The sequence below is a fragment of the Bifidobacterium sp. H6bp9 genome (assembly GCF_032193695.1).
GTDB lineage: Bacteria > Actinomycetota > Actinomycetes > Actinomycetales > Bifidobacteriaceae > Bombiscardovia > Bombiscardovia kimbladii.
In genome coordinates this window covers 1-13,717 of sequence record NZ_JASTZY010000008.1, presented here as the reverse complement: position 1 = coordinate 13,717, position 13,717 = coordinate 1, and the positions used below count along the sequence as shown (strand labels likewise).

Annotated in this window: 10 protein-coding genes; 7 read left to right on the top strand and 3 right to left on the bottom strand. The window is 62.9% G+C overall.

The window, feature by feature from the left end; translation table 11 throughout:
- Positions 1-17: 17 nt before the first annotated feature.
- Positions 18-497: a Dps family protein gene (locus QRX40_RS08210; RefSeq protein ID WP_015021094.1), complete on the bottom strand. Its 480-nt coding sequence runs from the start codon at positions 495-497 to the stop codon at positions 18-20.
- Between the two features lie 261 nt (positions 498-758).
- A complete protein-coding gene (locus tag QRX40_RS08205) occupies positions 759-2,159 on the bottom strand; it encodes a hemolysin family protein (protein WP_313837596.1) in 1,401 nt (466 codons plus the stop codon).
- Between the two features lie 156 nt (positions 2,160-2,315).
- Here QRX40_RS08205 and QRX40_RS08200 point away from each other — a divergent pair, with 156 nt between their 5' ends.
- Both QRX40_RS08200 and QRX40_RS08195 read left to right on the top strand, forming a co-directional pair.
- Complete coding sequence (locus QRX40_RS08200) at positions 2,316-2,879, top strand: peroxiredoxin (protein WP_015021096.1); 564 nt, start codon at positions 2,316-2,318, stop codon at positions 2,877-2,879.
- 121 nt (positions 2,880-3,000) lie between these two features.
- The gene (locus QRX40_RS08195) at positions 3,001-4,752 is read left to right on the top strand and encodes an FAD-dependent oxidoreductase (protein WP_101431760.1); all 1,752 of its coding nucleotides are present in this window, start codon (positions 3,001-3,003) and stop codon (positions 4,750-4,752) included.
- Positions 4,753-4,899: 147 nt separating this feature from the next.
- Here QRX40_RS08195 and QRX40_RS08190 read toward each other — a convergent pair whose 3' ends face one another.
- Positions 4,900-5,913 (bottom strand): LacI family DNA-binding transcriptional regulator, encoded by a 1,014-nt coding sequence (locus QRX40_RS08190; protein WP_313837595.1) that lies wholly within the window; start codon positions 5,911-5,913, stop codon positions 4,900-4,902.
- Between the two features lie 325 nt (positions 5,914-6,238).
- Here QRX40_RS08190 and QRX40_RS08185 point away from each other — a divergent pair, with 325 nt between their 5' ends.
- From QRX40_RS08185 to QRX40_RS08165, 5 genes are all read left to right on the top strand, one after another.
- Positions 6,239-7,501 (top strand): ABC transporter substrate-binding protein, encoded by a 1,263-nt coding sequence (locus QRX40_RS08185; RefSeq protein WP_313837594.1) that lies wholly within the window; start codon positions 6,239-6,241, stop codon positions 7,499-7,501.
- 25 nt (positions 7,502-7,526) lie between these two features.
- Positions 7,527-8,513, top strand: coding sequence for a sugar ABC transporter permease (locus QRX40_RS08180; protein ID WP_313837593.1), 987 nt, complete (start codon positions 7,527-7,529; stop codon positions 8,511-8,513).
- Position 8,514: 1 nt separating this feature from the next.
- Complete coding sequence (locus tag QRX40_RS08175; protein WP_313837592.1) at positions 8,515-9,375, top strand: carbohydrate ABC transporter permease; 861 nt, start codon at positions 8,515-8,517, stop codon at positions 9,373-9,375.
- 104 nt (positions 9,376-9,479) lie between these two features.
- On the top strand, positions 9,480-11,600 hold the full coding sequence (locus QRX40_RS08170; protein ID WP_313837591.1) for an alpha-galactosidase: 2,121 nt from the start codon (positions 9,480-9,482) through the stop codon (positions 11,598-11,600).
- Positions 11,601-11,645: 45 nt separating this feature from the next.
- Positions 11,646-13,283 (top strand): alpha-galactosidase, encoded by a 1,638-nt coding sequence (locus QRX40_RS08165; protein ID WP_313837590.1) that lies wholly within the window; start codon positions 11,646-11,648, stop codon positions 13,281-13,283.
- Positions 13,284-13,717 lie beyond the last annotated feature (434 nt).

Genomic DNA, 13,717 nt, shown 5'->3' with positions numbered 1-13,717 from the left:
TCTCAGAACTCAGCAACTCAGAACAGGTGGCTGCGCATGAACCACTGGAAGTGCTCGAGCTCCTGCACGTGGTCCTGCAGAATGTTGGAGCTGACGATGTCCAGGTCGTCCAGCTCCTTGATGGCCTCGCGGTCGCGCTTGATGAAGGTGGTGTAGTAGGTGTCCAGGGCCTTCAGGTAGTCCAGGGCATCCTGGCGGCCGGTCATGGTGATGCCATCCCAGTCGCGGTTCTTCATAATGTCGTCAGGGCGCCCGGCGGGGGAGCCTCCCAGGGTGGCGATGCGCTCAGCGGTCTCGTCGGCCATGTTCAGCACCGAATCAACCTCGGGGTCCATCATCTCATGAATGCCGATGAATTCCTTGCCCTTCATGTTCCAATGGGCGTGCTTGAGGATCAGGGCAGTCTCCTGTTCCTGGCTCAGACGGCTCTGCAGGATGGCGATGACCTTCTCGCTGGTCGCTTCGTCGAGTCCCGGTACGGTAAAGTTCAATGCCATAATCGCTCCTTAAATATGAAATTATGCCTGCGGTCGGGTCAGCCCGACCTTGTATCTCCAGACTAGAGGAAAAAGCAAGGAAACGCTTGGATTTTGCGGGAATCAACCAGTGAAATCATTCACGGACCATCGGCTACGCTGATAGTCATTTTTTCTTGACTGGCGTGGGACGGTCCCCGGCTGACTGCCAGCTGGGATTCAGCTAGACGACAGCTGGGCTCTGGTCGTAGCGTCGTCTCGGTCAGATTAGACCTGGTCGGGTTATCCTCGGTCTGCTCCCGCTATGGAATTCGACCTGTCTTCATCTTTCCTGTCTTCATCCACCCCGTCTTCGCTGGCTTCGTCATCATCGCCAGCCTGGTCCTCGGCTTGCTGTCGCCGCCTGACCTCGATGGTCTCGATGCGCCGCCCGTCCACCTTGGTTACCGCCATGTCATACCCGTCGTCGGAGTGGATCACGTCGCCCACCTGCCCCATCCGTCCGGTCTGGGCCAGGAAGTAACCGGCCAGGGTCTCGTAGGGGCCGTCCTCCAGCTCGATCCCGGTCAGGTCCGCGAAGTCCTCGATGGTCATGCCGCCGTCGACCGTGGCAACCCCGTTGACGAAGGCGGTCGCCTGGGGATGTGCAGGGTTCTGCTCCTCGGGCAAGTCGTACTCGTCGCGGATGTCGCCCACCAGCTCCTCGGTCATGTCCTCCAGGGTGACGATGCCGTCGGTGCCCCCGTACTCGTCGATGACCACGGCCAGGTGGATGCCCTTCTTGCGCAGCTTCTCCAGGCTGGGCAGGAGCTTGGAGGTGCCTGGCAGGGCGATGCCGGGCCTGGTCACGTCGGCCACGGTCTTGGCATGGGGGTTGCGCACGTCCATCAGGTCGCGCACGTGGACGAAGCCCAGCACGTCGTCGAAGTCGCGGCCGGTCACCGGGTAGCGCGAGTAGGGCTCGTCGTGCACGAATTCGACCGCCTCCTGCAGCGGCATGTCCCCGGCGATGAAGACCACGTCGGCCCGGGGGCGCATGACCTCGGCCACGCTGGTCTCGGAGGCATCGAAGACGTCGCCTAGGATCATCCGCTCGTCCTTGCTCAGGTTGGTGTTGGAGGAGACCAGCATCCGCAGCTCGTCATCGCTGACCTCGGTGTCGGTCTGCTGGGGGTCGAAGCCCAGGATGCGCACGATGAGGTTGGTGTTCTTGCCGATCAGCCAGATCAGCGGCCTGCACAGGGTGGTGAACACGTCGATGGCCGGAACGACGGCCCGGGCGATGGCCTCGGTGCGCTGCATGGCGATCCGCTTGGGCACCAGCTCGGAGATGACGATGGAGCAGTAGGAGATGATCAGAGTCAGAATCACCGTGGTCAGAGTGCCAGCCAGACCCTCGTGCACGCCCCACCCGGTCAGGACGGGCACCACGTAGGGGGCGATGGATGATGCGCCGAAGGAGGCCGAGAGGAAGCCCGTCAGCGTCACGCCGATCTGCACGGCGGAAAGAAAGGTGTTGGGGTCGCGGGCGATGCGGGCTACCCGGGCTCCGCGCGCGTCCTGCTGCTCCATCTGCTCCAGCTGCGAGCCTCGCAGGGAGACCAGCGCCAGCTCAGTCCCCGAGAAGACGGAACCGAGAAGGAGGAAGAAGAGAATGAGCAGGATGTTCAGCCATAATGCCATGCCTTCAATGCTAGGGTATGGACGCCCCATGTGCCCTATGTCACACCCAAGCGGTGAACAGCCGTCTTCCCCATACAGCGCTACCTGACTAGCATGAAACACGGAAGCAGGTTCGGCTCCAAGCCGGCATTCCCAACGCTCCCGAAAGGATTTTTCATGTCACAGCTTCAGCACGAATTGACTGAGTTCACCACGCAGGCCTACCAGGACAACAAGACCTTCCCGGTCTCCAAGAAGGATCTGCTGGGCCACTGGTCGCTGCTCTTCTTCTACCCTGCGGACTTCAGCTTCGTCTGCCCCACCGAGCTGGAGGACCTGGCCAGCAAGTACGAGGACTTCAAGAAGATCGGCTGCGAGATCTACTCCGTCTCCTGCGACACCGAGTTCGTCCACAAGGCCTGGCACGAGGCCAACGAGAAGATCGCCAAGGTCCAGTACCCCATGCTGGCCGATCCGACCGCAACCCTGGCCAAGGACCTGCAGACCTACAACGAGGCCGAGGGCAAGGCCGAGCGCGGCGACTTCATTCTGACCCCTGAGGGCAAGGTCGTGGCCTACGAGGTCATCTCCTCCAACGTGGGCCGCAACGCCGACGAGCTGTTGCGCCGCGTCCAGGCCTCCCAGTTCGTCTACGAGCACGGCGATCAGGTCTGCCCTGCCAAGTGGGAGCCCGGCGAGGACACCATCGAGCCCAGCCTGGATCTGGTCGGCCAGCTCTGATCCGCAGCTGCCAACATCGGGAACTCGCCGATCGGAAGCGACCAGGGCGGGTTCCCTTTTCTGTATTCACGACCAGCATCCAACACCAGCACATCCGTGCATTCCTTCGGAAGAGGCATTCATGACGGAAGACAAGAATCTTTATGACGTGGTCGTCATCGGCGGCGGCCCTGCAGGCCTGAGCGCAGGCCTCTACCTGGCCCGGGCGCGGTACCGCACCCTGATCCTGGAGAAGGACGACTTCGGCGGCCAGATCACCATCACGGCCGACGTGGTCAACTACCCGGGCGTGGCCAGCACCGACGGCCGCAAGCTGACCGAGACCATGCGCCAGCAGGCCCAGAACTTCGGAGCCGAGTTCATGAGCGCCGAGGCCACAGGCATCGAGGCCCAGGGCGACATCAAGGTGGTCCACACCTCCCGGGGCGACCTGCGCACCTTCGGCATCCTGATCGCCACCGGCGCCAGCCCCCGCAAGATCGGCTTCCAGGGGGAGCAGGAGTACGCGGGCCGCGGCGTGGCCTACTGCGCCACCTGTGACGGCGAGTTCTTCACCGGGCGCGAGGTCCTGGTGGTAGGCGGCGGGTTCGCGGCAGCCGAGGAGTCGGTCTTCCTGACCAAGTACGCCACCAAGGTGACCCTGCTGGTGCGCGAGGAGGACTTCACCTGCGACGCCGCCGTGGCTGACGAGGCCCGGAACAACGACAAGATCGAAATCCACTACTCCACCGAGCTCAAGGGGGTCTCCGCAGGCCCCGGCGGGCTGGTCGAGGCCACTATTCTGGACCGCAAGAGCGGACAGACCACCACCTGGAAGCCCCAGGACGGCGGCACCTTCGGCGTCTTCGTCTTCGCTGGCTACGTGCCCCAGACCGGCATGCTCAAGGGCGTGGTGGATCTGGACGACCACGGCTATGTGCTGACCCACGGCTACCTGGAGACCTCGGTGCCCGGCATCTACGCCGCCGGGGATCTGCGGGTCAAGAACCTGCGCCAGGTCATCACCGCCACCTCCGATGGTGCTGTGGCCGCCGTGGAGCTGGAGCGCTACGCCTCCAACATGTCGGACAAGACTGGTCTGGTGCCGCCGCGGCCCGACGATTCCCCCTATGCCCGCTCCGAGCGGCAGGCCGAGAACTCCGCACTGGCCTCGGGGACCTCGCCCGCGCCTGTGGCCCAGGAGCACGACCAGGCCCCGGCCAAGACCTCCGGCTTCTTCGGGCCGGACATCCGCAAGCAGCTGGACATGGTCTTCGGCAAGATGACCGGAAAACTGGAGCTGGCCCTGGACCTGGACGGCAGCCAGGTCTCCAAGGAGCTGGAGGCCTTCGTGGACGAGCTGGTCGGGCTCTCCGACGGCAAGCTGACCTCCAGGGTGGACTCCCGAACGGATGAGGACGGCAAGGATTACGATCCCGCCGGCGACCTGCCCGATGCCCGCCCCAGCGTGCGCATCTGCCGCGTTGACGACCAGGGCGTCTCCCAGCCGACCGGGCTGGCCTTCCATGGCGTGCCCAGCGGCCACGAGTTCAACTCCTTCGTCCTGGCCCTCTACAATGCGGCGGGCCCCGGCCAGCAGGTGGATCAGCCCACCTCGGACCGGATCGATGCCATCAAGGACCAGGTGGACGTGATGATGCTGGTCTCCCTGACCTGCACCATGTGCCCGACCACGGTTCTGTCCGCACAGCGGGTGGCGGCCCAGAACGGCAAGGTGCGCGCCGAGGCCTACGACCTGGCCCACTTCCCCGAGCTCAAGGACCAGTACCAGGTCATGAGCGTCCCCTGCATTGTGATCCGCAAAGATGGCCAGGAGACCGTGGAGTTCGGCAAGAAGTCCGTTCCCGAAATGCTGGATCTGATCGGAGCCTGACCCTGGATCCGACCCTGAATAGAGTCTGAAAAGGCGCTGGTGTCAATGCCTTTGTGGCGATGACGCCAGCGCCTTTTTGGTGTATATCGCTGGTCTGCATTGATGAAAATCGATGGATATTATCCACGGTTTGCACCATGCGTTCTATCAGCAGCCGCAGGAGTGACGGACGACCAGATCCGCCTTGATGATCTGCACGTCGGGGACCTGGTCCGGCTCCAAGGCCGCATTGATGGCGCAGGAGGCGATTTTCGCAGTGTCCTGCTGCATGGTGGTCAGCTGAGGCCAGGTGTAGAGGGAGTCGATGGTGCCGTCGAAGGAGACAATGGCCACGTCCTCGGGGATGCGCAGCCCGCGCTCATGCAGGGCCCGAAGAGCGCCCATGGCCTCCATGTCGGAACCGGCGAAAATGGCCTGGGGCGGCTTGCCGCTGTCGATCAGGTCCAAGGTGGCGCGATAGCCGCCCTCGCGTGTGAAGAAGGCCTGGCGGATCCTGCCGGCGGGCAGGTTGGCGTTCTGGTGGGCCGCGTACCAGCCCTGGATTCGCGCGTCGCCCCGGTCGTCGGGGGAGCCGCCAAAGAGCATGTCGACGCTGCAGTGCCGGTGCTCGATCAGGTGTTGGGTGGCGGTCAGGCCAGAGTGGAAGAAATCGGTCGACACGCTCTTGGCGTTGGCCACCCGGTGAGGCTGGTCCATGAAGACGAAGCGGCTCTCCTCAAGATGAGCCATGCTCAGCTGTGTGTAACTGCGCGAGGATGAGAGGAAAATGGCATCGACGTTGCGCTCCAGCAGCTGCCTGATGGACTGCTCCTCCAATTCGGGGTCGCTGCGCACGTTCATGAAGAGGACCGAGTACCCCCGCCGCATGGCCACCGTCTGCAGCTCGTCGTAGATGCCGGCGCTGAAGGGGTTGGACGAATCCGGCACGATGACGCCCAGCATCTTGGAATACCCGGTGCGCAGGGCACGCGCCGTGGGGTTGGGGTGGTAGTTCAGCAGCTTCGCCGCCTCGCGCACCCGCTTGGATGTGTCCGGGGCCACTGCCCTGGGTCCGTTGTTGAAGACGTAGCTGACCACCGCCGTGGAGACGTTGGCCAGCTTGGCCACATCCGTGCGTGTGGCCCTTCTGCGTTGTCGGAGTTTCTTATTGTTTGCAGCCATCAGAGCTCGATCCCATCTGCCTATTCACCAGTCTCAATTCATGCTACCCGGAATATAGAATCTACTCGAATTGATATTGTTTTCAAACTCCGTTCTACACCGCTATTGACCTGTCCGCATATGCCTGGCTATAGCTGGAAAATCAAGGGAAATGGCACCAAATTTCCAACCGTTGCGAACGCCCTTGTCTTCAAAAGCAGCTGTTCAGACAACCAGCATCAGATATTTGACAGATGAATCTACTCGTGTATATTAAGAATCACGAATGAGTTCCGGTGCTCTTGGAACGTGTTCGGCAAAGAAGCAACCTACGAAGGAGTGGTTGATGAATAGGATCAAGACGGTGGCGGCGGTCGGCATCTGCTGCGCTATGGCAATAACCTCATTGGCTGCCTGCGGCTCTTCCTCCTCCGGGGGCAAGAAAACCGTGGAATTCATGACCATGCAGTCAACGGGGACCCCCCAGCTCAAGGCTCTTCAGGGTCTGGGCAAGAAGTTCGAAGAAAAGAATCCGGACATCACCATCAAGATGGTTCCGGGCACCAACAACAACGAGAACGACATCAAGGTTCGCCTGGCGGGCCACAATCCTCCGGACATCTGGAACACCCACGGCTGGTCGCGCGACCGGTACGGCAACTTCCTGGAGCCGCTGCAGAACAGGCCCTGGGCCAAGCGGCTCAAGCCGATAGGCAACGAGGTATTCAAGACCAAGGACGGCAAGTTCTACGCCCTGCCCGCCGACATCCAGGTGTCGGGCATCATGTACAACCAGACGGTCCTGGATGCGGTCGGCATCGATCCCAAGTCCATCGACACCTGGGACGCCTTTGAGCAGGCCTGCACGAAGCTGAAGGCCGCCGGATACACCCCGCTCATCTCCTCCAACAAGGACGCAGGCCCCAACGGGGATCTTGCCGACTACATGCTTCCGGGCATGTATGACGAAAGCCAGCTCAAGGATCTTTCCAAGGGCAAGTTCGATACCGCAGTCTACGAGAAGTACACCACCAGGGTGGCCAAGTGGGCCAAGGACGGCTGGTTCAATGTGGACTACACCTCCGCCTCCCAGGATGACATCTCCAGGCTGATGGCCCAGGACAAGGTCGGCTTCTCCTTCCGCGCCAACGGCAGCTCCCAGCTGATCCAGTCCTACAACCCCAACGTCAAGCTGGGCATGATGCCGGTTCCCGCCGAGGTCGGCAAGCCCTACTTCTCCACCGGCGAGGACACTCTGACCTTCGGCGTCTCCAAGACCAGCAAGAACAAGGATGCGGCGCTGAAGTTCATCGACTTCATGGCTGAGCCTGAAAACCTGCAGAAGCTGGTCGACGTGAGCATGAACGATTCGGCTCTGACCGGCGTCAAGTCCGCTCTGGGGCAGTTCGAGCCGACCTACAACTACTGGGTGAACGAGAAGAAGACCAAGCTGGTCCCCTTCTTCGACCGCAAGTACCTGCCCAACGGCATGTACAACACCTTGGCCAAGTCCACCGACGGTCTGCTGACCGGTCAGCTGACTGCACAGGCCGCTGCAGATCAGGTCAAGACCTCCTTCAACAGCCTGTATGGCCAGAAGTCTTCCTGATTAGTCGACCAAGAGGAGTCGAGTCATGACAGATAGTCGCTCAGGGGCGATTCCTTCGCAGGACACCCAATCCGGATCACCGTTACATGGGGATGGCAGGAATGCATCCGTTGGCCACGGCAGGGGTCCCTCCCCGCGTCGTCGCCGCTTCAGGGGTGCCTCGATCAATCTCTTCTATCTTCCTGCCGTCATCCTCCTGGTGGTCTTCATCATCTATCCGCTCCTGTCGGGGATCGGGCTTTCTCTGACCAACTGGGACGGGTACAACGACGCCAAATCCTTCGTGGGGCTGGCCAACTACAAGCAGATGCTGACTGACACCAACTTCAAGCAGGTGGTCATCAACACCTTCATCTACGGCATCGGCAGCACAGTGCTCCAGCAGATCCTGGGCTTGGCTCTGGCGCTGCTGCTGAACGCCAAGATCAAGGGGCGCACCCTGATCAGGGCCATCATCTACCTGCCCGCCCTGGTGGCCCCGGTCATCATGGGCATCATGTACTACTTCGTCTTCCAGTACCAGCAGGGCGCGCTGAACGCCGTCATGACGGCACTGGGTCTGCACAAGGTGGCCTGGTTCAACAATGCGGGGTTCTCGGTCTGCATCATCGTGCTGGTGAATTCCATCCAGTTCGTCGGCGTCTCCATGATCATCTACCTGGCCGGTCTGCAGACCATGGACCAGGAGGTTGTCGAGGCCGCCGAGGTCGATGGGGCATCCGGCTGGAAGAAGTTCTGGAACATCACCCTGCCGCTCCTGTCGCCCGCCTTCACGACCAGCGTGGTGCTGAACCTGATCGGAGGACTGAAGCTCTACGACATGGTCAAGGTGCTGACAGGCGGCGGCCCCGGGTATGCCACCAACTCCATCTCGACCTATATCGGCACGATCTACTTCGACAACCAGGCGGCCGGGTATGCCTCGGCCATCGGGGTCTTCCTCTTCGTCCTGATTGCCATCGTGACCTGGCTGGTCAACAAGGGACTGGCCAAGCTGGATTGGGAGGCCTGACATGGCTAGCAAGAACAAGAATGCGATGACCCCTGCCGAGCGGTCATACCAGCGTGGGCGCTGGGCCATCTACCTCTTCCTGGTCATCGTCTGCCTCTGCCAGCTCCTGCCCTTCTACCTGGCGATCACCACCTCGCTCAAGCCCTCGGATGATCTGAGCTCGGCTCTGAGCATGCGCACCCACGACATGGCATGGTCCAACTGGACCGAGGCCGTCAATGAGGGCGGCATCCTCAAATCCGTGCTCAACAGCGTGGTGGTGACCGTGGGGACGACGGCTCTGGTCTGCGTCCTGGGAGCGGCAGCGGCCTACCCCCTGGCTCGTCGTCTGACCCGGTTCAACAAGCTGGTCTCGGCCTTCATCCTCTCCATGATGATGATTCCGCCCCTGAGCATTCTGGTCCCCCTCTACTCCTTCCTGGTGAAGATCGGCGGGGTGAACAACTACTGGGGCATCATCGCGGTGCTGACGGCCACCAACCTGCCTCTGTCGGTCTTCCTCTACACGGCCTTCATCAAGGCCATACCCCCGGCGATTGACGAGGCCGGCGAGCTGGACGGAGCCAACAAGCTCCAGGTCTTCATGCGCCTGGTCCTGCCCATGCTCAAGCCGGTGACGGCGACCGTGGTCATCATGACCGGCTCGACAGTATGGAACGACTACGCCCTGTCCAGCTACATCCTGACCGACCCCTCGGCCCAGACCATCGCTCCTCGCGTGGCCTCCTTCTTCTCGGCCAATACCAACAATCTGGGCGTCGCTGCAGCGGCATCCCTGATTGCGGCAGCCCCCATGGTGGTCGCCTACATGTTCCTGCAAAAGTACTTCATTGCAGGGATGGTGGCCGGAGCAGTCAAGTAGTCTATCAATCAGGAGCCGCCCAACTGCAGTGGGCTGGGCGGCTCACTGGTTCATCAAGCATCGTTGTTTTGCACATTTGTGCCGTAGTTACTAAAGGATTTTTCATGCTCTTTCCACAGCCGGTCCATTCTGATCAGCCACTCACCTATATGGCCCTGGGGTCCATTACGCCGGGTGCCGATATTCCTGACATCAGGGGGTTCTATGCAGGCCCCGACCTGGATGGCTTGGAACAGACCCCCGCCTGGACCTCGACCCATTCGCCCCTGCTGCTGGAGCATGCACAGAACACCTACCTGCATCCGGGCCTGACCGGGCATCGGATCGCCCAAGGCCCCGAGGGCATCCAGGTCGGGCGTTCCTGGTCGCCCCGTTTCCTGGTGGAAGGTCAGACCGAGCAGACCGCCGACTCGCTGACCATCAAGGCCCGTGACGAGGATGCCCAGCTTGGGTTGGAGACCAGGGTGGAGGCCATGGCCGGCGGTTCCCTGCGGATTCGCCACACCCTGCGCAACCTGGGTGCCGACCCCTTCCTGCTGGAGGGTCTGGAGGTCCGCCTGCCCCTGGACGACCAGCAGACCCAGATTCTGGACTTCGCCGGCAGGCACGAGCGTGAACGCAGCCCCCAGCGCCATGACTTGGCCGACGGGGCCTGGGTGCGTGAGTTCCGCTGGGGCCGCACCGGCTTCGAGGGGCCCGTGGTCATGGTGGGCACCCCCGGCTTCGACTTCCATCACGGCAGGGTGCTCTGTGTTCAGCCGGCCTGGAGCGGGAACACCGTGCTCCGGGTGGACCGGAACAGCGCCACCCCGGCCGGCGTCAGCGCTGGCGAACTCCTCCTGCCCGGCGAAGTGGTCCTGGACCAGGGCCAGGAGTACAGCACGCCCTGGATCGTGGTCACGGCCTCCGACCATGGCATGGATCCGATCATGAACAGCCTGCACGCCTGGGAGCGCACCCTGCCCGAGCATCCCCAAGAGCAACCGGTCATCCTGAACGTCTGGGAGGCCATCACCTTCAACCACGACTTCGACACCCTGCGCGACCTGGCCGACCGGGCCGCACGCATCGGGGTGGAGCGCCTTGTTCTGGATGACGGCTGGTTCCATCTGCGCCGGGACGACACGGCTGGTCTGGGCGACTGGTGGGTGGACCCTGCGGTATGGCCCCAGGGCCTGGAGCCATTAGTTGATTATGTCCACAAACTGGGGATGCAGTTCGGCCTCTGGTTCGAGCCGGAGATGATCAACCCTGATTCGGATGCCTTCCGCGACCACCCTGAGTGGGTCATGAGGGCATCCTCCAGAAACCCGGAGCTGCAGCGCAATCAGCTGGTCCTGGACCTGACCAACCCCCAGGCCTTCAACCACGTGCTCGAGGCGATGACCCGAGTCCTGGAGTCCTGCCACATCGACTACGTCAAGTGGGACCACAACCGCGATCTGCTTGAGGCCGGTTCCCAGGCCCACGGCGGAGCGCCGGCCATCCACGAGCAGACCCTGGCCTACTATCGCCTGCTGGACACTCTCCGCGCTCGCTTCCCCAAGGTGGAGTGGGAGTCCTGCGCCTCGGGCGGCGGCCGCATCGACCTGGGCGTGATCGAGAAGATCCGCCGCTTCTGGAACTCCGACATGACCGATGCCCTGAGCAGGCAGCTGATCCAGCGCTGGACCGAGCAGACCGTGGCCCCCGAGTACATCGGCGCCCACATCTCCCAGCCCTCCTCCCAGCAGACCGGCAGAACCTATAGCCTGGATTTCCGGGCGGCCACGGCCGTCTTCGGGTCCATGGGCATCGAGTGGGACATCCGCCAGGCCAGCGAGGAGGATCTAGAGCGGCTCAAGGAATGGATCGCCTGGTACAAGGCCAACCGGGGCTTCCTCCACTCCGGCCGTGTGGTTCGCCTGGACCTGGCCGACCCCTCGGTCCTGGCCCATGGCGTGGTGGCCCCCGACCGCAGCCGTGCCATCCTGGCCCACGTCCAGTTGGACGAATCCCTGCATAATCGTGGTGTTTATCTACGTATTCCCGGCCTGGACCCCAAGGCCCGGTATCGGCTGGCCTGGACCGGTCCCGCCAAGCCCAGGGCCTCGCTGGAGCACCTGGATCCGACGGGTCCGCTGGGCACCGCTGAGGTCACCGGCACCTATCTGGAGCGCGTGGGCATCCGCATACCCCGCTGCCAGCCCGAGACCATCCGCCTGATCGACCTGGTCCGGGTCTGACCCGCCGCCATCTGCCACACCACAGGGATGAAGGAGCACTGCATCATGAACCCAACCAGCCTCAGCCTGGGAGAGCCGGACTGGATCACGCTGACCACCGATGCCGATAGGGAGACAGCGCCCGCAGGCAGGCCTTTCCACGCAGCCCCCGATGCGAGGGTCAGCCTCAAGGGCGAATCCGCTCTGACGGTCAGCCTGACCGCCGGCTCCACCCCCATCCGGTCCCTGGCCCTGCGCTGGACCAGGCCCATGGCCGCCGACGACCTCTACCTGGGCGACGTCTGGGAGCGTGGCTACGGCCGCATGGGTTTCCAGACCATGCGCGCCAACCGGTTCATGCCCTGGTACTTCCTGGCGGCAGGTCAGGAGCAGGCCCAGGGGTACGGGGTGGCCACCGGTGCCAACGCCTTCTGCTTCTGGCAGGTCGATACGGCCGGCATCACCCTCTTCCTGGACCTGCGCAACGGCGGCAGTGGCCTGGTGCTGGACGGGCGGCAGCTTGAAGCGGCCACCATCATCTGCCTGCAATATCCGCTCCAGGAGCGGGCTGGCGGTCCGGTCTTTGCTGTGGCCAGTGACTTCTGCTCCCGGATCAGCCGCAAGGGCCTTATGCCCCCTGAGCCGGTCTACGGGAGCAATAACTGGTACTACGCCTACGGGGACTCCAGCCGTTCCCGGATTCTTGCCGATGCCGAGTACCTGGCCGACCTGACCCAGGGCAACGCCAACCGCCCCACCATGGTTGTGGACGACGGCTGGCAGGACCACCACCGGCTTGAGGACTACAACGGCGGCCCCTGGCGGCGTGGCAACCAGAAGTTCGGCGACATGGGCGCCCTGGCCGACCAGATCAAGGCCATGGGCATCAAGCCCGGCATCTGGTACCGCCCGCTTCTCAACGAAGACGAGGCCATTGCCGACCAGTTCAGGCTCCCGCACAACGGATGCCTGGACCCCTCGAACCCGCAGGCCCTGGACTACATCCGCCAGGACGTCGCCCAGCTGGGGGAGTGGGGCTACCAGCTGGTCAAGCATGATTTCAGCACCTTCGACCTGCTGGGCAGGTGGGGCTTCCAGATGAACCCCTGGCCCAGCCCGGACGGCTGGCACTTCTACGACCGGAGCCTGACCAGCGCCCAGGTGGTCAAGCAGCTCTACCGGGCCATCTTCGAGCAGGCCACCAAGACCGGGATGCTGGTTCAGGGGTGCAACGTGGTCGGTCACCTGGGCGTCGGCTTCATGCAGATCAACCGGACCGGCGATGACACCAGCGGCCTGCAGTGGGAGCGGACCAGGCAGATCGGGGTCAACACCCTGGCCTTCCGCCTGCCCCAGCACGGAAGTTTCTACGCCACCGACGCCGACTGCGTGGGCATATCCGACTCAATCGACTGGGAGCTCAACCGCCAGTGGATGGATCTCTTGGCGCGGACCGGCACCCCGCTCTTCTTCTCAGCCCGCCCCGGCAGCCTGACCGCCGGCCAGGAGGACCAGCTCAGGCAGGCGCTGGCCCTGGCCTCGACCGGTGGCGCCCATGCCATTCCGTCGGACTGGCTGGTCAACGACTGCCCTGAGATCTGGACTGACGACGGCGGCACCCGCCGATACTCCTGGTATCAGCCGACTGGCCTGGAGTTCGCGGACAAGCCCGAGCGTTACGACGGGTATCTTTCCGCCGTTTAGAAGTAGATGGCGACCGTGCTCGGTTGGGATGGGCACAGCCGCCAGTTCGCCGGATTGCAGTGATGGGAACCCGGCCTTACTCGTGCGAAGTACAGTGGGGAATATTCGATAATGCCATTTACAGAGCCTCCCAAGAACTCTGCCGACTGTCTCCCCAACAGACGGTGCATGTCATCCGTTTCTGCGTCTTTGTCCAGTTGATACAACCTTATCATCGCGCAATGACTATGACAGCCTGATCCAGTGTCGGCGGAACTTATGGTTGACGGAATGAGTAAACAGCGGCCAGGCTGACTGGGGTTGTATGCCCGTGGCCAGCTTGGCCGTGTTTCCCTCTCTCCCAGGCGGGGTCGGGGGCGTGCATGCCTGCCCTCGGCTTCCGCCTGCAGAAGTGTGGTGGGGGCGCGGGAGGGAAGTGTCGGCTCTCTTGGGGT